This window comes from Lamprocystis purpurea DSM 4197, assembly GCF_000379525.1.
In the GTDB taxonomy this organism is placed as follows: domain Bacteria; phylum Pseudomonadota; class Gammaproteobacteria; order Chromatiales; family Chromatiaceae; genus Thiodictyon; species Thiodictyon purpureum.
In genome coordinates this window covers 1-26,126 of the sequence record NZ_KB902525.1, presented here as the reverse complement: position 1 = coordinate 26,126, position 26,126 = coordinate 1, and the positions used below count along the sequence as shown (strand labels likewise).

Sequence of the window (26,126 nt, the reverse complement as noted above, 5' to 3'; positions counted from 1 at the left end):
AGCGTGCGCAAAGAACAGACCGCGGTTTCTTGTGTTGCTGCATCGAAAAGCAGGGGCCTATTGGGGTACGTCCCCTATTTCCCGCCCCGATCAGGCGGCGACCCGATTCCGTCCCGCGTGCTTGGCTTGAAAAACCAGATCGTCGACCCGCTTGAGCCACTGGTCCAGGGTCTCCGTGGGACTGTAGGCGGTGACACCGAAGCTGGCGGTCACCGCACCGTCACCCTGGACGGCGTGCAGCCCTCTGCGGAGGGTCTCCGCGAGGGCCATCGCCTGGGGAAACTGGGTTTCGGGAAGCAGGATCATGAACTCCTCTCCGCCCCAGCGGGCGAGGGTGTCGCTGCGGCGCAAGCGCTGCTGCACCTGCTCCACGACCGCGACCAGCACCGCATCGCCGCGGTCATGCCCATGGGTGTCGTTGATCGCTTTGAAGTGATCGACGTCGAACATGATCAATGCGAGTGGTCGACTGTAGCGTTGGGCACGCCGTGTCTCGCTCTCCAGCATCTGCATCAGGTAGCGGCGGTTCATGGCGCCGGTGAGCGGGTCGGTGACGGCGAGATTGCGCAATTCCTGTTCCATGCGCTTGCGCTCGGCGACGTCCAGGGCCAGGCAGAGGATGTGCCCCTGGTTGCCGGGCAGCAGGGCATCGACGATCAGGACCTGGGTGCGCGAACCGTCCCGGCGCAGGTACTCTTTTTCGTAGGGCGTGCAGGTGCCCCGCGCATGCAACTCGGCAAGGGCCTGCTCATCGGCCGGCAGCCATTCCGGCGGAGTCACGTCGCGCCAACTGACGGTCCCCTCCGCCAGATCCAGGTGCGTATAGCCCACCAAGTCGAGATAGTAATCGTTGGCTTCCAGGATCTCGCCGGATGCCGTGCCCAGCGCGACACCGATCACGTTCGCGTTCACCAGGCCCTGGTAGCGCGCCTGCGCGGCGCGCGCCGCCGCCGCCGCCAGCCGCCGTTCGGTGATGTCCGTGGCCGCTCCGACCAGGCGGTGCAAGCGGCCTGTCGCGTCGAAGAAACCGCGCCCCGATTCCTCCAGAATGACCAGGGCGCCGTCGCCGCGGGTATAGTGGTATTCGATCCGGTAGCGATCCATCCCCGGTGTCAGCGACGCCAGCGTCGCGGTGAAACGCTCCCGATCAGCCGGTACGATGCGGTCGAAATGGTCCTGGCCGGCCTCCTGGTCCGCCTGGGCGGGCGACAAACCGAGGATGTCGCCGGAATTGGCGCTGCGCCGCACCAGGTCACCGGCAGTCGCCCACTCGAAGGCGAACGACCGGCTGACCTCCATCGCCAACTGGAGCCGCTCCTCGTTGCCCCGCAGGGCCTGCTCCGCCAGGGTCCGCTCGGTCCGCTCGGCCTCGAGCCGATCGCGCGACACCATGGTGTCCTGGAGCTGATCCAGCATCCGGTCGAAGGCCTGCGCCAACTCGCCGAGTTCGTCCCGGCGCCGGCTCTTGATGCGTGTCTCGAGGTCGCCGTCAGCGATCCGAATCGCGGCAGTGCGGATCTGCTCTACGGGACCCAGGATCGCCCGCTGGAACGTCAGATAGAATCCCAGACCCAGCCCGACCATGGCGACCAACAGGACGCCAAGCGCGAGCTTTTCCCGCGCGGTGACCGCGATCAGCTGCTCCACTGCATGATGCAACACCTGGTTCATGCTCCGGGCCAGCGCATCGCTGTCCGCCAGGATCCGGTCCGCGATCACGACGCCCCCGTCCGCAACGCCTGACTCATGCGCGGGAAAGTGTCGGTGCAGATGGTTCACCGATTGACGTAAATCGTTCCAGTCCCGGGCCACCTGCGCGTTGTTCTCGGCCAGGACCGCGATGGTCCCAGCCTCCCGTTCGAGTAACAGGTCGATGGCCGTGAACGCTGTCGCCACCGGGGCGCGCCGATCGCCCGCCGGGTGCAGCAGGTGGTCGAAAACCGCGGTCCGGAGTTGGGTGATCTGAGCCCTCAGCGACCCCGTCAGGGCCAGGTCGCGTTCGACGCGTGTCCTTGCTTCGTAAGTCACCATAAAGAGCCCGAGAAGCATCAGGAGGACGAGCGCCGACACGAGTGCGACGATACGGGCGCGAGTATGCAGGGTCATGACGGCGCTCCGATCCTTGATGGGTCGTCGATTCCGGGCGTGGCCGCGTCACGCCAAAGCGTCAATGATCCACGACGCGTGACATGTCGGCAGTCGCGCCCGCCGCCGCGCTCGGGAGGATCTGCCGGTGCGCGCCCGACCCGCGTATGCTTCGATCGGCAGTCAACTGGCATCCACTGTTGGTTCCGTGGCGGGTGTTACCTCTATTGTAGGGTAAATTCTCTGGCTTTCGCAGCGCGGTGACGTCTGGCAGCAGTTCCAAATTTGGGCGGCATCGCGCGACCCCTGGTGGATGCGGCGCGCCCGACCGCCGTATCGGGTCCCTGACGCTGAGTGGCGCGCCTTATCCACCCACAGCAGATCCGGTGTTGTAGGGTGGATAAGCGCAGCGCATCCACCATCAGCCTCGCCGCCGGCACGTTGCCGGTGGTGGCCACCCAAATTTGGAACTGCTGAACGCCTGGGGTGCGGTCGCCTCGACTCAGCCCCCCGATCGCGCGTCGGCCGCGCTGTCTCGCCACATCAATCAGGGTGTCGGGAAGCGAGGGCGAGATTGAGCTTCAGGACATTCACCCGCGGCTCGCCGAACACGCCCCATTGCCGGCCTTCAGTGAATTCCGCGACCAGGGCGCTGAGGGCCGCGGGACTGAGCTGCCGGGCCCGCGCCACCCGTGCCACTTGATAGTGCGCGGCGGCGGGGCTGATGTGCGGGTCCAGACCACTGCCGGAGGCGGTGACCAGGTCGACCGGGATCGGCAGGCTGTTGCCCGGATCGGCTGCCTTCAGGGTCGCGATGTGTCCCCTGACGGCATCCATCAGGGCCGGATTGAGCGGCCCCTGATTGGAGCCGCCGGACGCCGCGGCGTTGTAGGGTCGCGGTGCGGTGGCGGACGGACGGCCCCAGAAATAGTCCGGGGCGGTGAAGCTCTGGCCGATGAGGGCGGAGCCCACCGGTGTGCCGTCGACGCGTATCAGACTACCCTCCGCGGCCTCCGGAAAGACCAGCTTGGCGATGCCGGTGACCGCCAGGGGATAGCCGATGCCGGTGACGAGCGTCAATAGCAGGAAGATTGAAAAGGCGGGACGCACCAGCGTTGTCATGTGGATGCTCCTGAGCTTAGGTGAGGCCGATGGCGCCAAGGGTGAGATCGATCAGCTTGATGCCGATGAACGGCACGACGACTCCGCCGAGCCCATAGATCGCCAGGTTCCGCCGCAGCAGGGCCGCGGCGCCGACGGCGCGGTAGGTGACGCCCTTGAGCGCCAGCGGGATGAGAAACATGATGATCAAGGCGTTAAAGATGACCGCCGAGAGGATGGCGGAGGCCGGGCTGGTCAGCCCCATGACGTTGAGCGTGGCAAGCTGCGGATAGGTGGTGACGAAGGCCGCCGGGACGATGGCGAAGTATTTGGCGATGTCGTTGGCAATCGAGAAGGTGGTCAGCGACCCGCGCGTCATCAGCATCTGCTTGCCGGTCTCGACCACCTCGATCAACTTGGTCGGATTGGAGTCGAGATCGACCATATTGCCGGCCTCCTTGGCGGCCTGGGTGCCGGTGTTCATGGCCACCGCCACGTCCGCCTGGGCCAGGGCCGGGGCATCGTTGGTACCGTCGCCCGTCATGGCCACGAGCCGGCCTTCAGCCTGGTGCTGACGGATCAGGGCGAGCTTGGCCTCCGGCGTGGCCTCGGCGAGGAAGTCGTCGACACCGGCCTCGGCGGCGATGGCGGCGGCGGTCAGGCGGTTGTCGCCGGTGATCATGATGGTGCGGATGCCCATGCGGCGCAGTTCGGCGAAGCGCTCCTTGATACCGCCCTTGACGATGTCCTTGAGCTCGACAACACCCAGCACCCGGTCGCCCTCGGCCACCACCAGCGGCGTACTGCCGCGGCGTGCGACCTCTTCGACCGTACTGAGCAACGCGGACGGAAACCGGCCGCCGAGTCCTTCGATATGGGTGCGGATGGCGTCCGCGGCGCCTTTGCGGATCTGCGTGCCGTGCACATCGACCCCGCTCATCCGGGTCTGGGCCGAGAAATGTACAAACTGTGCATCCAGTGCGTGGATATCGCGCTCACGCAGACCGAATCGTTGCTTGGCCAGCACCATGATGCTACGGCCCTCCGGGGTCTCGTCGGCGAGTGAGGCGAGCTGCGCGGCGCTTGCCAGGTCGGCCTCCTGGACGCCGGCGACCGGCAGAAAGGCCGAGGCCTGGCGGTTACCGAGCGTAATGGTCCCAGTTTTATCCAGCAGCAGCACGTCCACGTCGCCGGCGGCCTCGACCGCGCGGCCCGAGGTGGCAATGACATTGGCCTGCATCATGCGGCTCATGCCCGCGACGCCGATGGCGGAGAGCAGGCCGGCGATGGTGGTCGGGATCAGGCAGACCAGGAGCGCAATCAGCACCGTGAGGCTGACCGGCGTGCCGGCGCCGGCCACCGCGACGCTGAACAGCGAAAAGGGCAACAGGGTGACGGTGACCACGAGGAAGACGATGGTCAGCGCGACCAGCAGGATGGTCAGCGCGATCTCGTTCGGAGTCTTGCGGCGTTTCGCGCCCTCCACCATCGCGATCATCCGGTCGACGAAGGTCTCGCCCGGGTTGACCGTCACGCGCACCACCAGCCAGTCCGACAGCACCCGGGTTCCGCCGGTCACCGCCGAGAAATCGCCGCCGGCCTCGCGGATGACCGGCGCCGATTCACCGGTGATGGCGGACTCATCCACCGAGGCCACGCCTTCGATGACCTCGCCATCGGCCGGGATGGTGTCGCCGGCCTCCACCAGAAACAGGTCACCCTTGCGCAGGTCGGCGGCGGCGACCTGATCCCAGTTCGCATCGACCTTGGGCGCCTTGAGCCGCTTGGCGGCGGTCTCCCGCTTGAGCCCGCGCAGCGCGGCCGCCTGCGCCTTGCTGCGGCCCTCGGCAAGCGCCTCCGCGAAGTTGGCAAACAGCACCGTGAACCACAGCCAGAACGCGACGGCGAGGATGAACCCCGGCGCGGTCTCGCTCTGGCCGAGCAGGGCCTGGACCCACAGCGCCGTCGTCAGGATGCTGCCGACATAGACCACGAACATCACCGGGTTGCGCCACTGCACCGCCGGATTGAGTTTTCGGAACGCGTCGAGGATCGCCGGCGTCACGAGCGCCGGGTCGAACATGGCAAGTTGCTTGTGTGACATGGTGTTCTCCCGATTGCGCGATTGGCGGCTCAGTTGACGGACCCGAGCATCAACTGCTCGACCACCGGCCCGAGCGCGAGCGCGGGGACGTAGTTCAGTGCGCCGACCAGCACCACGGTGCCGATCAGCAGCACGACGAACAAGACATCGTGGGTCGGCATGGTGCCGGCGCTCGCCGCGATGCGCGGCTTGGCGGCCAGGCTGCCGGCCAGGGCCAGCACCGCGACGATGACACCGAAGCGACCGAACCACATGGCCGCCCCCAGCATGCCGTTGTAGAACGGCGTGTTCGCCGACAGGCCGGCAAACGCGCTGCCGTTGTTGTTGGCCGCCGAGGTGAAGGCGTAGAGGATCTCGGTAAAGCCGTGTGGCCCCGGGTTGGCGATCCCGGCGACGCCCGCGGCCGTCGTCACCGCGATGGCGGTGCCCGCCAGCACCAGGATGGGTGTGACCAGGATCGCGATGGCGACCATCTTCATGTCGAAGGCTTCGATTTTCTTACCCAGGTATTCCGGCGTGCGGCCAATCATCAGCCCGGCGATGAAGACCGCCATCACCGCGAACACCAGCATCCCGTAAAGCCCGGTGCCGACGCCGCCGAACACCACCTCACCGAGCATCATGTTCCATAGCGCCACCAAGCCGCCCAGCGGCATGAAAGAGTCGTGCATGGAATTCACGGCACCGCAGGAAGCCAGGGTGGTGATGGTGGCGAACAGACCCGACTCGGCGCTGCCGAAGCGTGTCTCCTTGCCCTCCAGGTTGCCGGGGGCCAGGTCGACACCGAGATTGGCCAGCAACGGGTTACCTTGCCCTTCGAAGTGCATCGCCGCGACGGCCATGCCGATGAACATCAGGGTCATCGCGGTCAGCAGGGCCCAGCCCTGGCGGGAATCGCCGACCATGCGGCCAAAGGTCGTGCACAGCGCCGCCGGGATCAGGAAGATCAACAGCATCTGCATGAAATTGGTGAGCGGGGTCGGGTTCTCGTAGGGGTGCGCCGAGTTGGCGTTGAAGAAGCCGCCACCGTTGGTACCGAGCATCTTGATCGCCTCCTGCGAGGCGACCGGGCCCATGGCCAGGGTCTGGGTCCGGCTGGTTGTGGGCGCGGTGAGCACGCCGCCTTGCGCGTCCTTCAGCGCCAGGCCGGCGGCGTCGAGCCGCGGTGTGTCGTAACGTGTGACATCCAGGGTTGTCACGTCCTGGTAGGGGCTGAAGTTCTGGATCACGCCCTGGCTGACCAAAACCACCGCGAAGACCAGCGCGATCGGCAGCAGCACATAGAGCGTCACCCGGGTGAGATCGACCCAGGCGTTGCCGATGGTCGTGGCCGAATGTCCGGCAAAACCGCGGATCAAGGCGATGACTACCACGATGCCGGTGGCGGCGGACAGGAAGTTCTGTACCGCGAGCCCCAGCATTTGCGTGAGGTAACTCATCGTCGTCTCGCCGGCATAGCCTTGCCAGTTGGTATTGGTGGCAAAGCTGATGGCGGTGTTGAAGGACGAATCCGGGCTGACGTTGGGCAACCCCTGGGGATTGAGCGGCAACCAGAGTTGCAGCCGTTGCAGGGCATAGACGGCCAGGGCGCCGATCAGGTTGAACAGCAGGATCGCCAGGGCGTAGTGCAGCCAGCTCATCTCCGTATCCCTGCGCACCCCGCACAGGCGGTAGAGCGGGGACTCGAAACCGCCCCGTAAACCCAGGCCCAGGAGCGGGCGGCCTTCCATCACGTTCGCGATGTAGCGGCCGAGCGGCCAGGCCGCGAGCAGCAGGACCAAGAGATAGAGCCCGAGGATGAGCCAGGCATGGTGGGTCATAGAAAGCCCTCCGGGTTGAGCAGGGCCGCGATCAGGTAGACCAGGAGCGCGACCGCGACCACGGCGCTGACGAACAGCAACCAGTTCATTTGGCACCTCCCAGCCTGGCGCAGCCGAAGGCGAGTCCGACCGCTAGCCCGAACAACAGCAAGATACCTGCGAGATAGAAGAGATCCATGATGTGCCTCGATGACGGACCTTGGTCTGCGTCATGCTAGAAAAAGCGATCTCAAGATGCTCGAAAGATCGTGGGCAGGCCGTATCAAAATCCTGTAAAGATCGTGTAGGCGTGGTTGACGAGGGTCAGCGACCGGCTACAGTCTGACCCCTGATGGCAATTCGCCGGCGGCTCCTGAACCCGTCACAGCAATTCCAAATTTGGGCGGCACCGCGCGNCCTCTGGTGGATGCGGCGCGCGCGACCGCCGTGCCGAGTCCCTGCCACCGAGCGGCGCGCCTTATCCACCCTACAACGGAGCCGGTTTCGTAGGGNGGATAAGCGCAGCGCATCCACCATCGGCCTCGCTGCCGACACGCTGTTGGCGGCGGCCACCTAAATTTGGAACTGCTGAACCTGCCAACGGCTGGAGGTCCAACGCGGATGATCAACGACGGCCGCCCCGATCCCGATGCCCTGCTCGAGCGGGTCCAGCAAGCGGAGGCCCAGCAGCAGCGCGGCCGGCTCAAGGTCTTTTTCGGCGGTTGCGCCGGAGTCGGCAAGACCTATGCCATGCTCAACGCCGCCCGCGAGCAGAAAGCCAAGGGGGTCGACCTGGTGGTCGGTCTGGTCGAGACCCACGGGCGCGCCGAGACCGAGCAATTGCTCCTGGGTCTGGAGATTCTGCCGCGGCAGCAGGTTTCCTATCGCGGCCGGGTGTTGCCGGAATTCGATCTGGACGGCGCGCTGGCGCGGCGGCCCGCGCTGCTCCTGGTGGACGAACTCGCCCACTCCAATCTGCCCGGCTCCCGCCACCCCAAACGCTGGCAGGATGTCGAGGAGCTGCTGGCGGCCGGGATCGACTGCTACACCACGCTCAACGTGCAGCACCTGGAGAGCCTGAACGACATCGTGGGGCAAATCACCGGGGTGCGGGTGCGCGAGACCGTGCCGGACCGGGTCTTCGATCTGGCCGACGAGGTCACGCTGGTGGATTTGCCCCCGGAGGAACTGCTCCAGCGTCTCAAGGAGGGGAAGGTCTATCTGCCAGGGCAGGCGCAGCAGGCGGCACAGAGCTTCTTTCGCAAGGGCAACCTGCTGGCGCTGCGTGAACTGGCTCTGCGCCGCACCGCGGATCGGGTGGATGTGCAGATGCGCGACTATCGCGCCGATCAGGCCATCAGCCAGGTGTGGCAGGCCAAGGAGCGGCTGATGGTGTGCATCGGCCCGGGTCCGGGCGCGGAGCGTCTGGTGCGCAGCGCGGCGCGGCTTGCCGCCAGCCTGCGCGCGGACTGGTTGGCGGTCTACGTGGAGACCCCGCGGCTACAGCGGCTGCCGGCGGCGCGGCGCGCCGGGATTCTGAAGCTGCTGAAGCTGGCGCAGGATTTGGGGGCGGAGGGCGTCTCGCTCTCCGGTACCGAGTTGGTCCCGACCCTGCTGGCCTATGCCCGCGGGCGCAATGTCTCCAAACTGGTGGTCGGGCGCTCGGGCAAGCCGTTGTTGCGACGGTTGCTCCAGCCCAGCCCGGCGGACCGGCTCGCGAGCCAGGTGGACATGGACGTGTATCTGGTCGGACACGAGCACCGGTCGGATGAGCCGGCGCTGCCGCCGGCGATGTTTGGCCTGGGGTCCGGTGAGCGGCGCAGCCCGCCGGTGCGTTACCTGTGGGCGACCCTGGCCTGTGTCCTGGTTACGGGGGCCGCGGCCCTGTTGGGTCAGGTGTTCGACCCGGCCAACCTGATCATGTGCTACCTGCTGATGGTCGTCCTGGTGGCGCTGCGTCTCGGGCGCGGCCCCGGGGTGCTGGCCTCGCTGCTCAGCGTGCTCGCCTTCGACTTCTTTTTCGTCTCGCCCACACTGACCCTGACGGTGGCGGACACCCAATATCTGTTCACCTTTGCCTTGATGCTGAGCGTCGCGCTGACGATCAGCGGTCTCACCGCCAGTCTGCGCGACCAGGCGCGCATCGCCGGTTACCGGGAGCGGCGCGCCCAGGCACTGTTCGAGGCCGGGCGGGTGCTGGCGTCGGCCCTGACCGCGGGGCAGATCGTTCAGGATGGCTGCGCGCGCCTGGCCGGGATGTTCAAGTCGCGGGTGACGATCCTGTTGCCGGACAGCACGGAGCGCGTCCACCCTCCGCGGATGGACGGAAGCGGCGCGGGCCTGCTCACCGAGGTGGACGTGGGGTTGGCGCAGTGGGTCTATGATCGCCAGGCGCCGGCCGGACTGGGCACCGATACCTTACCGGCGAATCCAATTCTGTACCTGCCCCTGCGGGCACCGATGCGCACCCGCGGAGTGCTGGCGCTGGTGCCGACCGATCCGCACACCGTCTTCCAACCCGAGCAGCGGCGGCTGCTGGAGACCTTTGCCGCGCAGATCGCCATGGCCCTGGAGCGCGTCCACTATGTCGAGGTTGCTCAGGACGCGGTGGTGAGTATGGAAGCGCAGCGGCTGCGTAACTCCCTGCTGGCCGCGATCTCTCACGATCTGCGCACGCCGCTGACCGGCCTGGTGGGGCTGGCGGGCAATCTGGCGGCCGCGGCGGAGCCCGGCGAAGCGCAGACCCGCGAGTTGGCCCAGGCCATCCATGGCGAGGCGCTGCGTCTCTCCGCCCTGGTGGTGAACCTGCTGGATATGGCCCGGCTGCAATCCGGGGCCGTGACGCTGAAGCGGGAATGGCTGCCGTTGGAAGAACTGGTGGGCAGCGCCTTGCGCGCTGCCGCCGGTGTCTTGTCCGGACACCGGGTGGAGACCCGTCTGCCGCCGGATTTGCCGCTGGTGTCCTGCGATGCGGTGTTGATCGAACGGGTGTTGTCGAATCTGCTGGACAATGCGGCCAAGTACAGCCCGCCGGGCGGCTTGGTGATGCTCTCCGCCGGGATCGCGGGTCCCTATCTGGAAGTGCGGGTCGCGGATGATGGTCCGGGCCTGCCGGCGGGGATGCAGGAGCGCATCTTCGACAGCTTCACGCGCGGCGAGGCGGAGAGCGGCCGGCCGGGGGTCGGGCTCGGGCTTGCCATCTGCCGCGCCATCATTCAGGTTCACGGCGGCACCATCCGTGCGGCCGATCGCCAGGAAGGGGGGGCGCTCTTCATCTTCACCCTGCCGCTGGGCCAACCGCCGGCGATCGACGGGGCGGATCGGGAAGTGGAGTCCACCCAGTGAAGCTGATCTGCAGAACGCCATGAACGCGGGACCGGCGCTCACTGTCGTCATCATCGAAGACGATCCGCAAATCCGGCGCTTTCTGCGGATCGGACTCGAACGTGAGGGCATGGCGGTGTTTGAGGCCGATTCCGGCCGTCAAGGTCTGGTGGAGGCGGGCACCCGTCAACCGGATTTGCTGCTCTTGGATCTGGGTCTGCCGGATTTGGACGGGACTGCGGTGATTCGAGACATTCGCGCCTGGAGCGGGGTGCCGATCCTGGTGCTGTCGGCGCGTACTCAGGAAGCGGAGAAAGTGGCGGCGCTGGACGCCGGGGCCGATGATTACCTGACCAAGCCGTTCGGCATGCCCGAGTTGCTGGCGCGCATTCGTGCCCATCTGCGCCGCCGCGACCTGTCCCAGGACGGGGCACAGCCGCGCTTGTGCTTCGGCGAGGTGATCATCGATTTCGCTCACCGCCGCGTCACCCGCGCCGGTGCGTCGGTCCATCTCACGCCCATCGAATACCGGCTGCTCACGGTGTTGGCGCGGCATCCGGACAAAGTGCTGACGCAGCGGACCTTGTTGCAGGAGGTCTGGGGTCCGAACCATGTCGAGCGCACCCATTACCTGCGGATCTACATGACCAATCTTCGCCGCAAGCTGGAGCGCGATCCGGCCCAGCCGCAACACCTGATTACTGAGACCGGGGTCGGCTACCGGTTGGTGGTCGACTGAGTGGGGTCGTTCCCGCCCGGGTGAACACGCGCTAAGGAGTGGCTCACTAATAAGTTAAACAACACCTTTGGCGTCGGTCGTATTCGTTGTTTAACTTATTTCTGACTCGTTACCAAGTCAACTCAACTCTTCGGTTCGTCCCGAGGCGATGTAGATCACCCGCTCGGCCACATTGGTGGCGCGGTCGGCGACGCGCTCGTAGTTGTGCACGATCCACAGCAGGTAAGTCCCCATGGGTGCGAACTCGGGGTCGGCACGCATCATGTCCACGACCTGGTCGTCCACCGCATCCTCCTGGTCGTCCATCAACTGCTCCTGGGCGACCGCCGCGCGGGCACGTTGCGCATTGCCGCCGGAGTCGAAGGCGGCCAGCGCCTCGCTCAGCATGGCGATGGCGTTGCCCGCAAGCCCGGCCACGGCCGCCACCGGCGCGGGCGGGAAGACCCCGTCACGGGCGCGCCGCACGATGCGCGCCACGTCGGCGGCATAGTCGCCGATGCGCTCCAGTTCCGAGACCAGCGACAGGCAGGCGCCGATGCAGCGGAGATCCTCGCCGGCCGGTTTGAACGCGGCCAGGGCGACCAGACACTCCTGCTCCATCAGCCGGCGGCGCTGATTGATCCGTTCGTCCTGCGCGATGATCTGTTCCGCGAGATCAAGATCCTGGCGGGACAGACAGTCGACCGAGCGGTGCAGAGCTTCGATCACCAGGGCTCCCATGTCGTGCACGCCCTGCTGGAGCTGAACCCGCTTCTTCTGAACGAGACTGACCTGTTCCGGCATCTGTACCGCCTCCTCGTGGTGTTTGTGTGGGCTGCCATCTGCCGGCCATTTTAGCTCAATACGTTACGACGAACCCATCTACAAAACTCCGGGGCGGGGCAGGCCGCGCCGACCAAAACGGGTCCACACGGGAAGCGCCGGCAATCGGCGTTTCTTTAGGAGATGAAATACGCGCGGTGCCGACTCAAGGCCGATCCCCCGAAGTGGCGCTGCCACCTGTGAGGCCCCGGTTCCGCGGTTGAAATAAATGTCGTGGTCGCCGCCCGCGGGGGACTCGGCGGTCACCTTGACCTTGACCTGCGCGACCGGGACCGGTGCCCCCGGCGTCCCCTTGAAGGCCACCACCCGATAGGTATAGGTGTGTCCGGGCTTGGCCGAATAGTCTCCCCAGCTAAAGTCCTGGATGGGGTGATCGCGGGTCGGCACTTGGGACCCGGGCGCCAGACCCGGGTTGGCGGAGGGGAAGACCTTGGTGCCGGAGAGCCAGTAGGCTTCCTCCTCCGTGTGGTCGGTGCGATGGATGCCGAAGCCGAGCAGGCCAGGGCATCGCGCCTCCGGATAGTCCATGGCCAACAGAACCGCGTGGGTCCCGGCAATGGCCCGCACTGCGAGCCCCTGCGAGGTGAGTTTCCGGCGCATCGGCAGTCCCCTCCGTCGGATGGATTAGAAAACCAGTGTCCAGCCCACCTGTTGGGCCTGCTCCTTGGTGTAGGAGACCCCGTCGACCTTGCGTCCGCGCTCGTCCAGCAGGGTAATGATTCCGCCCTTGTTGGACAGGACCATGGGGGCCTGGACATGGATGCGCCGGGTCTCCCCGGCCGGTAGCGGGCCGGCGAGCGGCATCCGCGCCTTCTGTTTGTCGGCCAGGTGCCAGCCCGAGAGGTCGATGGCCTGGGGGCTGCTGTTCAACAGGGTGACAAATTCGTCTTCGGGGGTCTTCACGGCATTCACCAGGGCCCCGACGATCCGCACCAGCCCGTCCGGCAGGTCGTCGGTGGGCGGCACCCCCGGGGTGGGCACGTTCGGGCCGGGGTCGGTGCCGGGCTGGGGGGGCGCCCCGGCGAGCGGATGCCCGGTGCGGTCGTCGGTGTGCCAGGCCTGGCTCTGGAAGGCGGTGAAGACCGCCACCCATTGGGACTGCTCGGGGAAGTGCACCAGCAGGCCCCCGTCCTGCCAGACCCCGTTGTCGCCCATGAACTGGCCGGAGTTGCCCTGATTCATGTGGATGTCGTGGATACCCCGCCCCGGCTTGAAGCCGAAATACCGGTCGGCGGCGGTCTCCGGCCCCCAGGGCTCGCCGAAGGCGTAGACGATCGCCGACTCGTCGGCGAGGGCGCGCTGCACCAGCGCGTCAAATTTCTCGTTCAAGTCGTTGTCTGGACCATCGACGTTGTGAGGCAGCGGCACCATCTGAGTGGGCCTGAAGAGGTTGCCGCGGATGTAGTCGAGCCCGCCGCCCAAGGGGTTGGACGGCAGCGGGTGGAAGCCCTCGTCGAGGTTGGCAAGGCCCTCGCAGATGGGGTGCTGGAAGCGGTCGTCGACGAGATACAGCAGCTCCGATGGGCTCTGCTTGCTCTTGACGTTGATCGCGATCCGAAATGCCTCCCCGTCGGCGACCATCCGGATTTGGTAATGGGGTGTGCTGCCGGCCCCGAGCCGGCGGTCGATCGGGCGTCCCTTGAGCACGCCATAGTTCTTCAGTGCCATGTTTCTCTCCCGGTGAAGAATGGGCGCAGGATCGAGACGCCCGAGCGGATCTTGCATAAGCGACCGGCGGGCGGCAAGCTTCAATTTTTTCGTCAATGATTCGGGCGACCCCGATTGCAGCAAATGGGCGAATGGGGTCCGGTCAGGGCGGCGATCAACGTGCTGATCGGCAATGGCGGGCGAATACCCTGAGTCATTGGGTGTTAATTGACTGATCATTATTCGGTAACTTGCCCCGGACAACCGCATGCGGTGAGCGCAAGCCGATCGAGTGCCACGACGGCACTTGATCGGCAGCAGGGTCAAGGGGTCAAGGTGTGACGATCTGCACCTGATCCTGGAAGCTGTACTGCTGAGCGTTGCCCTTCAGCTCGACTTGGTAGGTCTTTTTGCCATTGAAGCCCGGAGTCCGCGCCTCGGTGATCTCGACGAAGGTGAATGGAGAATCCTTCGTCGGGTGCAGCCCGTCGGTCGGGCTAACGGTGTTCCAGTCCAGGCTCACGCCCACATTGCCTTCGAGAACCAAGTAATGGATGCCGTTGCGGACGGCGATCTCGCCGCGGTGATCGTGGCCCGAGAACACGGCGACGACCTGGCCATCCTGCTCAAAGATGCCGCGAACGACGTCGGCGTTCTTGATGGTGTGGTCTTCGGTGTTGTCCCGGTGCAGGAGCTGATGCGTGAAGACGACCGTGGGCAGGTCACTGGCGGCGAGATCCTCGGCGAGCCAGTCCAACTGTTCTTGCGGCACCCAAGCGTCCTGCCACTGCCAGAAAGGATTCGCCGGGTCTTGCCGGTCGAAGGGCCGATGCGGCTCCGCCACCGTGTAGTCGGCGTCCAGCACCACGCAATGGATCCCGCGTGCGTCGAACGAATAGTAGGTCTGCCCGTTCGGGATGCCCGTGTTCCTGATGTAACCCAGGAAATCGGCGCGCGCGACATTGTCGAAGTCGTGATTGCCGAGCACGTGGTAGCGGGGACCCCGGAAACGCGCGTAGGCGCTCTCGATCTCATCGAGATTCACGATCGGGTCCTTGTCGTCCACCAGCGTATCGACAAAGTCGCCCAGCTCGATGACGAAATCGGCCCTCTCCCGGTTCATGACCTTAACGAAGTGCTTCGTCTTCTCCAGCGCTGCCGAATACTTGCGCGACTCGCTGTCCGGCTTGTTGGTGTAGTGGATGTCGGTGATGACACCGAAGCGGGCGATAGGCCCACCACAGCGTCCGGACTTGCCGCAGCCTTCAGACATGCCGGCTTCCGCCCTGACTACGGCTATCCCACAGAGCAGCGACAAGGCCACCGTCAGCATCTTCTTCATCACTGATACCTCATTGTTGGATTAGCGGTCCTTCGAGTCGAAGCATGTGGACGAATGCCGGCGCGCAACGGCAACCGCACAATCAAGCGTCCCCAGCACCGCGCGTCCGTCGCGACGGCAACCGTGAGGATAGGTTCAGGCGGTTATGACCATATGACTGGTACGTGAACTTGCATTGACGGTCCGCAGCGTCCGCCGCGCGTGCAGAGCGGTCAGTCGACAGGCAGCGGTTGAACGGCTGCGCCGCGGGAGCGTTTCAGCCGCTGGAGCGCATCGGTCCGATGACCGAGAAAGGTCGGTAAGAGACGGTCACGGGGCCGCCGGGCCACCGCCCTGCCGGCCCACAGCCACTGCCGATAGTGTTTATGTGAAGTCTTTTTGCATGCCCACCGATTATGCCAAAGACCATGTGGGCAAACGATAAAGCCGTTTGCCCACCCTACCCGACATTAAAATGGCCTATTGCGTTTCTACCGCGACCCTTTGAATGATAAATTGGCCGTTCCGGCGGGTCACCTCCCAGTTTTGACGGAATCGCTCCGAGAGTGGTGTACCCTCACGGGTCACCGCCCGCCACCAGACGAAAAGATCAACATGGAAGGCGTCCTTGCCGACCGGTGTGACGCGCAGGCCGCTGACGTCGTGGGTGTTGGCACGGATAGTCTTACCGATGCCTCGATACCAATCCTGGAAATCCGCGTGCGAGCGCAGCGTCCGTTCGGGAAAGCACATTTCCAGTCCTTTATCCTCCAAATGCCTCAAGAAGAGCCCCTCTTCCGCATGGCGGTCGTACCAGGCGAACCACTGGTAGACGAAACCGCGCAGTTCATTGGCGGGGTCATGGGCACCGTCCGCTGCATGGGCATTCAGTAGGGCAGCACAGTCGGAATAGTCGTCTTGCAGGGCCATGTCGAGAGGCGTACGGCCATCGTGACCTCGCAAGTCGGTGCGAGCCCCGGCTTCCAGGAAGACTCTGACGGTCTCTGCGTTTCCATGCCAGACGGCGTCGTGCAATGCGGTATAACCGTTGTAGGGCCCTTGGGCATCGATCTCTAAACCGTGTTCGGCGAGCAGGCGCGCAACCTCGGGATGTCCCATATATCCGGCCTTGTGACCGGGCGTCGCCTTGATCAGACCATCGACCCGACGGGGATCCGCACCCGCCTTGAGCAACTCCTGCACGATCGAGGTGTAGCCTCCCCGCGCGGCGACCAGCAAGGGAGTGTGGCCGTCATTGGGGCCACCGAGCATCGGTGAGACCTCGTTCACATCGGCTCCGGTGGCCAAGGCATGCTTCACACCGTCCAGGTCATTGGCCACCACAGCGGCCATGAGGGTTTGAGCCTTGACCAGGGTAGCGCGGTGTTCATCCTCAGTGAGGATCGCCACCTCGATCTCGCTCAGCTTGTCTCTGCGAGCAAAATAGAGTGGGTCACGACCACCATGCGTTTTTAGGGTCGTCTTGGCACCTTGCGAAAGCAGAAACTTCACCATTTCCAACTTCTTGTGCCAAACAGCATCGTGGAGTGGAGTGTGCCCCAGCGTTGGCGATTGCATGTCGATAAAGGCTCCGTGCTCAAGTAATAGTCGGGCAACTTCGGGAACACCCCCCTGCGCGGCCTTGTGCAAGGCCGAAGCTCCCATGATGGGGTCCAGCACATTTGGGTCCGCTCCCGCGGCAAGCAGCATTTCGACCATCTGGACCTGACCCAGCCCGGCCGCGATCATCAGCAGCGAACAGCCTCGGGCATCCTTGCTTTCGACCGGGGTGCCGGCCTCGAGCCACCGCTTTGCGTTCGCCAGGTCGCCAGCCACCACGGCCTCCAACAATGCCGTCTCTTTCATGCTCATTTTCGGACCTCTCAATTCAAGAGTTTCAGTGGTTCGCCAGGGGTACATGAAGCACATCGCCGGCACCCCGGCCAGGGTCGACGCTCTTCCACAGAGGATGGGAACCTCCGATGTGACGGTGCCCCATTGCGCCTGCCGCTTGGCCCCCGCGCCCAGCGCCTTGCCGAAGCGTCTCGCGCAGCGGGTCCGCCGCAACGCTTGGTAAGGCACAGTCTGCCCTACGCCTTCGCCGGCTGAGACAACAGGCGACCCATCGCCTCACACAAAGGTCCGAGATCGTTCGGGCCGCGTGCGGTGAGAAGTCGGCTTGCCGCGTCGTAGACCGTTGGCTGGTCCTTGTGGACGACAAAGCCCGCAGTCTCGAGGTCTACGTGAATGCTCTCGACACCGGTGATTTCGGTTCCGCGCGGAAACACGACGGGTTCATCGGGCTCCCTCTTGGCGGCGCTGATGAGGACCTGAGGCCCGTGGCACAGGGAGACAATCAGTACGCCGTGCGCGCGGGCCTCACGCACGATCCTCAAGGCATCCCCGTCGGTCCGCAACATATCCGGATTCCACGCACCGCCTGGGATGAAGAGCGCATCGTAGTCGGCGACGTTTACGACGTCCTTCAAGGCCAGGTCAGCCTTGACGCAGACGTTATCGGCCAGCCACTGGGCAATGACGATATACCCCGGAGGATCTCGGTACTCGAAGATCCAGTTCTGGCCGGCGAGTTGCACCTCGGCCCCGCGTGCCCGGAGGTACTCCAGCGGCACATCGATCTCCGGAAGTTCGGGACCGTCGGCACTGACGATCAGGACGCGCTTCCCAGCCAGCGACGGCGATGGGGGATCGGCAAAGACGGGAAGCGGGTAGTCCGTACCCCGTGTGTCGAGCGATCCGGGAACCGGCAGGTACTTTGCGGCGAGCGAGTGGGAACCGTTCATGAGCGATCTCCTCGAGTCTGTTGATAAAGGCAGGCGTCCTTGCCGTGATGGCCGCGCCGGCGATTCATAGCCGACAATCCAGCCAGTTGACCGGATGAGCCGCGACCCGATGGACCAGCCATCCGATCGGCCATGGTCTGCGGCAGCCGCGGCGATCCGCGACCCGGCAATTGTCCAGGTAGAGCGCACGGCTAACCCCATGCAGGTCGCTGCCCGCTAAAGGTCATCACCACCAGGATATCGTCGACCGTGCCGGCGCGAAGCTGCTGAAGGAACGTCGTTTCGTCACCGACCGGTGTCGTCGGCTGATTACCGACAGCGAATGCCCATTGGGTCGGGCGATCGCCTAACGGCGGTAAGTTGTCGATCACGTCGAGTGTCTGTGTCTGACCTTCGATTTGCCTGGAATGCCAACCTGCGCCGCCGGTTTGGCGGCTGCTCGCAATCCCTCCGATGGACTGGACAGTCGCCCCGACGCGCGGAGAACCGCCAGGAGTCGTAACGGTGAGCGTTGCCACAAAGGCGCACGGAACCCCGCTCGTCGTTCTGGCGGATAGGGCCAGCTCGCTCACCCGGACATCCGTAAGACCCGGCGGGAAATTCAACCGAGATACGGGGAGAGTGAGGTTCACGGCGTCGTCGCTACCGTTTGCGATCTCATACCAGGTATCGGGTAGATCGCGCTTGATGCTGAAGCTGCGATCACCCATCGACTGCCGTGGCAAGGTCTTCACCACCCGGTCACGCAGCTCCGGGCTGAACTGTGCCGTGTAATCAATGCTCAGAACCACATCGATCAACGAATCGAAGTCGAACGGGTTACCGGCGGGCGGCAGCTCCAGGTACCAGGTGGTGTCGACGCCCGTCCCCTCGAAGGGGTAGAGCAGGTCGCCCTGGGTGTCGAGCTCGAAGACCCCGGTGGAGGCCGTGGGCGAGGTCAGCGCCACCAGTTGCGGGTCTTGCCGGATGACGACCGTGGGCATGCCGGGGTCTGCGGTCACCACCCGCGACAACCCGCCGTTGGCGAGCGTCGCCCGGATGCCGATGCTCGGCGGGATCAGCGCCGCCACCGAAACCCGGACCCGCTTGATCAGGCGCATGTAATGACCGGGAAAGCCCTCGTCGAACCACCGCATGGGCGTCGCAAAGGCCAAGAGCCCGGTGCGGCGAAACTCCTCGAACTCGATGGGCATCAATCGGGCCAATGAGAAGCCCTGCGACAGATTCAGCAGACGCCGCTCGGAGCTGAAGGCATGCTCATCCAGGGTGTAGAGGTCTTGCAGCAGGCGCGCCGAGCCGGTGATCCCCTTCGGGTCCAAGGGCGTACTTCCCTGGCCCGATCCGGTCGAGCCGCTGGATGCCGCCGCCGACTGGGATGCCAGTTGCCAGTAATCCGCCTTGATGAGCCGCGCCGGCTGCTCCTGCCGCTCAAAAGCCAATTGCAGCTCGGCGTGTTGAGCCGTCACCGTGGCCAGGCGCAGAAAGGTGGCGTAGATTTGCCCAAGCTCTCCGGCGAACCATTCGTAGAATTTTGCACTGCTGAACTTATCGCTCAGAAACGCCAGCATCTGCTTGGCCTGAGAGAGCCCTGTATTGGCCATCAGGGATTCATGCGCGGCGATGTTGATGCGATCCTGTGCGAGCGTCATCTGTGCCGCGCCGATCGCGACGTCGTGATGCGCCAGGTCCCGCTGAAGCTCCCATTCTTGGGTGCGGCGTTCCTGGGCAGCATAAATTCCACTGACTTGCGACTGGGTTTCCTGATAGGACAAGTTCCCTTGAAAAATTGCTCTTTCGACGCCCAAGGCACTTATTGCGCCGGCAGTAATCCACAGCCACCAAAAGGGGGACCCTTGCGCTGATAATGCTGCCTGACCGCCGGTGAGTAATGCATCGACACCAGCGATAAAGTGCTTCGAGATATTCGCCTGCCAAAGCATAGCGATCTGCAATTTTTCGTTCGCGGATGGACCCGCCGCGATCCAACTCCGATAGCGATCTTCTTGAGTCTGACTTCTGGCTTGCTGTCGCTTTGCCAGCTCCAAACCGTCGGTCGCCTCGGTCTCTTGCAGCAACCTCAAGCTGACGGTCTGTTGCGCGTTATCCACTGCAAAGCCGCTTGTCAGCAGCTTCTCTGTTTCGCTATCGCCCCGCTCCAACGCCGAGAGATATTGCCCCTCCAATTGTTGGGATTGTGCGATGAGTTGCTTCGCGCGCTCCATCAGCACACGGTAGCGATAGGGTGTCGGCCGGACCAGGCTGGAGACGGCCCCGCCGCCTGGGCTGCGCGTGAGATCCGGAGGCATCGGCGTGCCGAGGTAGCTGAGCCCCCGGCGAAGTTTGCTCAATGCCGAGGCGGTATGGGCGCGAAGCGAGGCCAGAACCGGGCTCGGGAGATACGCCTGCAACGGGTCGGCTGGTTGAAGATCCTGAAGCTCAGGAAACCTCAGGATCTCGTTGGCCTCCAGATAGAGACCCAGGGCGCGGGTTCGGCCGTCACGGGTCCCGGAGGCAAACGCGTCGTCGGCCTGTGCCAGGATGCAGCGCAACATCTGGAACAGCGTGAAACGGGTGTAAGGATTCTGACAGCCGCTCTTTCCCGCAATATCGTGAGGGCTGCTGAGCAAGGTGGTCCAATTCGCATCACCGAAGTTAGCCACTGGTGGGCGATCGTCGGGCTCGTCCAGCAGCCGCTTGGCAATCTTGCGGCCACTCTTGTGCGAAGGGTCATAGACCTTCCGGTACTCGTCCAGCGCCGCCGTGTACAGCCCAGCCCGCTGCAAGGCCAAGCCGATGGCGACGTGGCCGAAGTAGAAATCGTCAGCATTCGGATCGATCGGAACGTTGTCACGAATTGCTATGAATGCGTTGGACGTTGTGGACAACGGCTTGAGCTTTCCCAGATTCGCTAGCAAATTCTCGAGGGTGCTGCCCTGAACGAAGTTCTTGAGCTCCGGAAACAAGACATTTTCCGGGTACAGATAATTCAAAACGGCCGCCTGCCAGCGCCCGTAACTGTCCAGCCAGGTCCATTGTTGATCGAAGCGATCCGGTTGGACTCTCCAGCCGTTCGCGGGGTGCCCGGCGTCGAACCAGCCGCCGCGCACCCCATTGACCAGGGTTTGCAGGCTGGCGGTGGCCTGATCGATCGGTGTCAATTGCGTGGCGCCAGACGTTGAAAAATCCATCAGCCATCGCTCCGCAAGGTTGTCCATGCGCTGGGATGCATCCGGCAGATTGCCTAAGCCGAGCAACCCGTCGCGCAATAGCGGCAAGGCGTCGCGCTGGGCGTCGGCAATGGCTTGATTCTGGCTGTCGATCAGGGCCTGCCAGGCACTGAGCCGGCGATTGAGCCGCGTCTCCAGATCGGATCGCGCCTGTTGGCTGCCGCGCCACGGCAAGAACCCGGCCCTGAAATGACCGAACACCCAAGCCGCGGCCGAAGCCACACCGCTGGAATTGCGGCTCGGCCAAAGCCTCTGCGGGGCCATCCCTGCCTCCTCAGCACGCCAAGCCGGATACTTGTCGCGTACCTTCCAGACCTGGAGGAGCAGGTGAGCCAGGTCCTCCCGTTCGTGCGAGGACAGCGTGGCTGAGGCGGCCAGCAGTTTGAGATAGGCGATCAGACGGACGAACTGCGGCCGATCCAGCCGCCGCTCGCTCAAGGCACTACCGATGTCCTCGCCACGCGCGTCCCGCGTCGCCAACTCCAAGAGTTGGGCCTGCGCATTGGCGGGAGAGACCGGAAAGACCGAGGCAACGGCTTCAGTCGCAGAGAGGGTTGTTGAAAGGGTGCGAAACTGGACCGCGAGGTCAGCTTCACGCTGGCGCAGCAGCCCCGTCCAGGCCTCGGACTTGGACGACAGATCGGCGATGTCCACCAGATCCGGATCGAGGTCTGGTGCAAGGCGCCCGGCGTCCTCGCGCTCCCACTGACTCGTCAATGCCTGCTGCTGCTTCGCGAGGACGTCTGGCGGACTGACACCACCCGGCGGGGTATTGAGGGTCATCGGCAGCCCAAACTGCTGCGCAAGCCAAGACTCGTAGCCAGGCTCACCTGGCGGCGGGGTCGAGTCGGGAGGGATGAGCACGGATAAGAGATCGCCGCCCCCAGGTGGCCCCGTCCAAAGGCCCAGCCTCTCAGGGCAATCGCATCAAGCACTGCTAATATTAGCGGATGCGGATGCACCGGTATCGTCCTTGCGCTTGGGCGACTCGAAGAGCAATTTTGTCAGGTAGTCCTCGTTGCAAGCGGCTTTCAAGCGTTTGTTCTGGAGACCGAGCTTGGTGTCGTCATTCTTGAGTCGTGAGAGGGCGAGGTGCCGCAGGACGGCGAGATTCTCGCGCGCCACCGGATCACGGACGCGGCACTCATCCTCCCGGAAGGAGATATCGAGATTCCAATGCAACCCGTTTTCGACGCCCCAGTGACCACGCACCGCGTGGGCAAAGCGGGTGGCGCTGGTGCCGATACTGCCAATGAAATAGCGGGTCTCGATCGAGACCTTGCCGGCCACCTCACGGCGCGACTCGACCATGCCCATCATGTTCATGGCCTTCCACAGGGCGCTGCGCGGCACCCCCGAACAATCACCCAAGGTGCGGTAGCGACGGGTTTCCAGACGGCCGTGGCCCCGCTCGACGGTCTCGATAAACTCCGAATCGACCCCAGCATAGCCTCTGGCGTCGGCCTCAATGAAGGCCTCCTCGACCTCGGCGGCCAGCGTTTCCTGGTTGCCTTTGAGAGCCAGGACGTAGTCACCTCCTTGGTTGATGATTTGCTCGGCAATCTTGGTTTGACAGCCCATGGCATCGATGGTGACGATGCAACCTTGCAACTTCAGCCACTCCAGCAGACGCGGAATCGCCGTGATCTCATTGGATTTGGCGTCTGTGGCCACTTGCCCGAGCACCACCCGGTTGGCCGTCGCCCAGGCACTGACCAAGTGCAACGCGGCTAACCCCTTGCTGCGGTTGTGCGAGCGGCGCAAGGTTTTACCATCCACCGCAATGATCTCATCGGGAAGCAGCGTGGCCACCGCCGCGCTCCACTGGCGAAAGCAGACTGCGAACTGCTCGGGATTGATCAACCCAAACACGCGTCCGAAGGTGTTGTGCGACGGGATGCCAGCGGGCAGTTCCAGAAAGGTCAGCAGCCACGCCTTCTTGGCCTTTGCGAACGTCTCAACGCCGGTCCAGCCGTCGGCGCCACTGAGGGTCGCGGCGATGGCGATGACGATCACCTCGATCAGCTTGTGCCGACTTTGGGTCGAACTGCGCGGGTCTTCCAGCGCAGCAAAGTGACTCCCAATTGATCGCTCGATACTCAAGTCGCACACCGGTGAGATCTCCCCAAGACCCAAAGGCGGCAAAACTTGGGGGTGGCCAAGTCGGTTATCCAACAGTATCCGCTAATACGTTGATGCGATAGCCCTGCCCAGCCTCTGTGCCAGCGCTTCCCTTTGACTGGGTGTCAGCAGGTTGAGCCCGCGAATCTCCTCGAAAGAAGTTCCTAGCCCGTTGAGCAGGCGCTCATAGGCGTGCCGGTGGTAGGCGCTGACGGGTGCCTCCGGCAGCGCGCTACGGCGGTCGAGCGCCAATTGCGCAACATCCCCGTGGGCGAGGCCGAAGGCATAGATACGCAAATCGTCGAAGGCGCCGGTGAAGCCGCTGTTGTTCGGCGCCCGGCCGATTAGGAGCGGATGGGCATTGGCGACACATGGTCTGTCCAGCAGAACCTCGGCATCGATTCGACCATCGATATAGAGCCTCAGGCGCTGGCCGGCCTTGACATAGGCAACATGGGTCCAGCGATTGAGCGTCAGCTCGGTGTTCGAGTCACCGCCGGCATTGGGGACCCGATCGGTCGTAATGCGAAAATGAATCCTATTGCTGTCCGGATTAAGGAAGAGTGCGAACGTACGGTTGCGGAACCGCCCATCGGACTCGGCTGGATCGCCTTTGAACAGCAAGGCCGGCCATTCGCCCTGGGTCGGTCGCCCTTGCAGGTAAATCCAGAAGGAAACGGAGAAGTCGCTATTGTCCTTGCCGACCTCGAGCAGTTGCGTATTCCCGTCGACCGTGGCATAGCGAGCCGGATCGATCACGATAGCGCCGGCTAGATCTGGGTTCGCCACCACTGGACGGTCGCCGACATAGCGGCCATCCAGGCCGAATCTGCCGCCACGGTCCTTGAGGACCGTGCCATCCGCTGGCGACTCATCGAAGGAATACCGGGCGATTAGGCCGGCCGACTCCAGCGACGGGACTTGGCGGAGAATCTGTACGGGCGTCAGCTGATCGTTGACCGATCGATCGGCAAGGGCTGCGTCAATTTGTGCCAGTCCCCCGAAATCCTGGAAGAATTTCTCTTGCAGCAGCGACGGACCGACAGAAGTGGAGCCATCGCCAGTGACGAGATGGCTGGAGATGAACCGCGTGAGCTCGCCGAGATAGGCGCGCGGGCTCAGCAACTCCTCGATGTTCTGCGGCTTGACGGATGACAGGACTTCGAACTGCCGGATGACTTGCGGAGTGGTCAGATTGCCGCCGTCGACGTTCGGGACCTTGTCCCTGGCATCCATCCGTAAAGTGTATTGGCCATAGGCTGCTGCCACGAAATCGAACGCCCAGGCGCCATCGTTAGCGACGGGGACTGGTCCCGTAGCGCCGCTGCAATAATACCGAAGGGAACCATCTCGGTAGCCACTTTGAATATCTCTGACCGTTCCACTCACGCGTACCGAATGCGGCAATGATGCGGTGACGAATCGTTGATCCTCCGTCGGCTGGGAGATTGTGAGGGCGGGGCCCGTGACGTCGGCGGTCACAAACGGATACTCGAGGCTTGCATCCACACCGAAATGGTCCCTATAGGTCACGCGGAGGCTGGGCTGGGAGAACCCAGCAAACGGCCGGGGCGCCATGGTGCCGGCGAGGACGATGGCGGAGCCGGCGTACCATCTGACCGAGTCTGCACTGGTCTCAACGCGCGGAATCGATACCGGAGTGAGGCCCTGACCGTCGACAATGCACTGGACGGTGATGCCTGCAACCTGTTTGTCTGTGACTATTGCGACGGGAAACCCGTTACCTCCGGTTGCTTTGTTCTTGCCGTTTTCCAGTACCTCGAGAATCACGCCTTCGTTGATCGTGACGGCAACCTGCAATTGCTCTGTTGGGGCAACCGTTACCGATACGGACTCTGATCGGGCCTCGCCGCCGCCCGGCTCCTCGGTAGAGGTGGATGTCCACTGAGCATACGCACGAAGAGTCGCCGGTCCCGATCTGCGAAATGAAATATCTGTTTGGTAGCGATTGCCTAACAAACTCATGCCTACATCGAAATCGCTGATCCCCGGCTGAGAAACGCGAACCCAAATGTAATCGATATCTGCCCATTCGCGTTGTTGTACGCGAACGCTGACAGGCTCCGATGAGCCCACCCTGGGATGAGTCAAGGTGGAACTTGGGATTGGACTTGCAATCGCAATAGTCAGCTTCGGCTCTGGCGGCGGACGCGGCATGTTTTCCTCCGGGTTAATTGATAAGGGTGCGTCGTTCGACTACGCGCGGGGTTGCTCGGTTGTACAGGAGCGTTACATCATAGAAAAATGGCCTAAGCCAGGATCTGGATCGGTGTTGGGGAGGCGTGAATGACCAATACCTGAGCCTGCATCGGGGCCTGACTCGTCTTGAGCCGCTATGTCCCTGGCTACTGTCTGTTGCTCCGTGGGTTGGTTGGTGGCCATAAAACGCCCCGAGTTGATTGATGCAAAGCTGCCAAGAATAATGAGAATGAATGGCTTGTTCCATGCGGATCGATGTCTGGTTTCCTGGTCCTCTAGCCACCCACAGCGGTAGCCGCGGGGGAGCACGGCTGCTTCTGTCGCATCGGTGCCATGGTGAGTCTGATCACCTGCTGCCGCCCCTCCCATCGGACATCGATGAACGGGTAGGGGTCGTCCAGGACGATGCGTCCGCTGCCGGTCAGATCGAAGACCGCGGTCTTTGGGGTGATGGTGCGAAGCTCCAGGCTCAACCCGGTGCTAGGCAACAGCGAGACGGTCTGAGGGTTAGCGCTTGTCGTGTCGATAGCGAGGCCAAACGGCATCAACAGGATGGACTCGCTGGGGTAGGCGCGAGCATCGATGAGAATGGAGAATCCGAGGATGCCGAGCGTATGGGTACCACGGCCGGTGAGGAAGGCATCGCTGGCGGCGGCGTAGTCGAGCGTGCCGTCCAGGCGCACCTGAAAATCGGCCTCCGGCACCCGGCCGCTGCCATGCACGAAGAGATAGATGGCCGGCAGCAGGCGCAGTGCGCGGGGCTGCGCGCTCGTCAGCCAGTCGGTGATGCCGGAGAGATGGAACTGCGGCGC

At 64.0% G+C, this 26,126-nt stretch carries 17 protein-coding genes; 2 read left to right on the top strand and 15 right to left on the bottom strand.

Annotated features, from left to right (window positions below; genetic code table 11):
* Nucleotides 1-90 precede the first annotated feature (90 nt).
* The 5 genes from A39O_RS37020 to kdpF all read right to left on the bottom strand — a co-directional run bounded on the left by A39O_RS37020 (nt 91) and on the right by kdpF (nt 7,199).
* Nucleotides 91-2,106 carry a diguanylate cyclase gene (locus tag A39O_RS37020; protein ID WP_020507047.1) on the bottom strand — a complete coding sequence of 672 codons (2,016 nt, stop codon included), beginning with the start codon at nt 2,104-2,106 and terminating at the stop codon, nt 91-93.
* 522 nt (nt 2,107-2,628) lie between these two features.
* A complete protein-coding gene (kdpC, locus tag A39O_RS0123130; protein WP_020507046.1) occupies nt 2,629-3,207 on the bottom strand; it encodes a potassium-transporting ATPase subunit KdpC in 579 nt (192 codons plus the stop codon).
* A gap of 16 nt (nt 3,208-3,223) precedes the next feature.
* Nucleotides 3,224-5,290 carry a potassium-transporting ATPase subunit KdpB gene (kdpB, locus tag A39O_RS0123125; RefSeq protein ID WP_026199678.1) on the bottom strand — a complete coding sequence of 689 codons (2,067 nt, stop codon included), beginning with the start codon at nt 5,288-5,290 and terminating at the stop codon, nt 3,224-3,226.
* 29 nt (nt 5,291-5,319) lie between these two features.
* Entirely contained in the window at nt 5,320-7,110 is a 1,791-nt protein-coding gene (kdpA, locus tag A39O_RS0123120) for a potassium-transporting ATPase subunit KdpA (RefSeq protein ID WP_020507044.1), read from the bottom strand.
* Nucleotides 7,107-7,199, bottom strand: coding sequence for a K(+)-transporting ATPase subunit F (gene kdpF, locus A39O_RS0123115; protein ID WP_020507043.1), 93 nt, complete (start codon nt 7,197-7,199; stop codon nt 7,107-7,109). The genes kdpA and kdpF overlap by 4 nt, the downstream gene beginning before the upstream one ends.
* Before the next feature lie 511 nt (nt 7,200-7,710).
* Here kdpF and A39O_RS0123105 point away from each other — a divergent pair.
* A complete protein-coding gene (locus tag A39O_RS0123105; protein ID WP_020507041.1) occupies nt 7,711-10,434 on the top strand; it encodes a DUF4118 domain-containing protein in 2,724 nt (907 codons plus the stop codon).
* A 19-nt stretch (nt 10,435-10,453) separates the two neighbouring features.
* Entirely contained in the window at nt 10,454-11,152 is a 699-nt protein-coding gene (locus A39O_RS0123100; protein WP_020507040.1) for a response regulator, read from the top strand.
* A 117-nt stretch (nt 11,153-11,269) separates the two neighbouring features.
* Here A39O_RS0123100 and phoU read toward each other — a convergent pair whose 3' ends face one another.
* The 10 genes from phoU to A39O_RS34765 all read right to left on the bottom strand — a co-directional run.
* Complete coding sequence (phoU, locus tag A39O_RS0123095; RefSeq protein ID WP_020507039.1) at nt 11,270-11,935, bottom strand: phosphate signaling complex protein PhoU; 666 nt, start codon at nt 11,933-11,935, stop codon at nt 11,270-11,272.
* A 78-nt stretch (nt 11,936-12,013) separates the two neighbouring features.
* Nucleotides 12,014-12,574, bottom strand: coding sequence for a hypothetical protein (locus A39O_RS0123090; protein WP_020507038.1), 561 nt, complete (start codon nt 12,572-12,574; stop codon nt 12,014-12,016).
* Nucleotides 12,575-12,598: 24 nt separating this feature from the next.
* The gene (locus A39O_RS0123085; RefSeq protein WP_020507037.1) at nt 12,599-13,642 is read right to left on the bottom strand and encodes a DUF2278 family protein; all 1,044 of its coding nucleotides are present in this window, start codon (nt 13,640-13,642) and stop codon (nt 12,599-12,601) included.
* A 310-nt stretch (nt 13,643-13,952) separates the two neighbouring features.
* Complete coding sequence (locus A39O_RS0123080; protein WP_020507036.1) at nt 13,953-14,963, bottom strand: metallophosphoesterase; 1,011 nt, start codon at nt 14,961-14,963, stop codon at nt 13,953-13,955.
* A gap of 459 nt (nt 14,964-15,422) precedes the next feature.
* Complete coding sequence (locus A39O_RS34770) at nt 15,423-16,814, bottom strand: ankyrin repeat domain-containing protein (protein WP_051088874.1); 1,392 nt, start codon at nt 16,812-16,814, stop codon at nt 15,423-15,425.
* A gap of 218 nt (nt 16,815-17,032) precedes the next feature.
* Nucleotides 17,033-17,746, bottom strand: a complete 714-nt coding sequence (locus tag A39O_RS0123070) for a DJ-1/PfpI family protein (RefSeq protein ID WP_020507034.1) — start codon at nt 17,744-17,746, stop codon at nt 17,033-17,035.
* A 191-nt stretch (nt 17,747-17,937) separates the two neighbouring features.
* Nucleotides 17,938-21,147 (bottom strand): Tc toxin subunit A-related protein, encoded by a 3,210-nt coding sequence (locus A39O_RS0123065; RefSeq protein ID WP_211211693.1) that lies wholly within the window; start codon nt 21,145-21,147, stop codon nt 17,938-17,940.
* A 753-nt stretch (nt 21,148-21,900) separates the two neighbouring features.
* Nucleotides 21,901-23,085: an ISAs1 family transposase gene (locus A39O_RS0123060; protein ID WP_026199676.1), complete on the bottom strand. Its 1,185-nt coding sequence runs from the start codon at nt 23,083-23,085 to the stop codon at nt 21,901-21,903.
* 72 nt (nt 23,086-23,157) lie between these two features.
* Nucleotides 23,158-25,206, bottom strand: a complete 2,049-nt coding sequence (locus A39O_RS39085) for a LamG domain-containing protein (RefSeq protein WP_169338481.1) — start codon at nt 25,204-25,206, stop codon at nt 23,158-23,160.
* A 383-nt stretch (nt 25,207-25,589) separates the two neighbouring features.
* On the bottom strand, nt 25,590-26,126 hold a 537-nt coding region (locus tag A39O_RS34765), incomplete at its 5' end, for a hypothetical protein (RefSeq protein ID WP_040528560.1).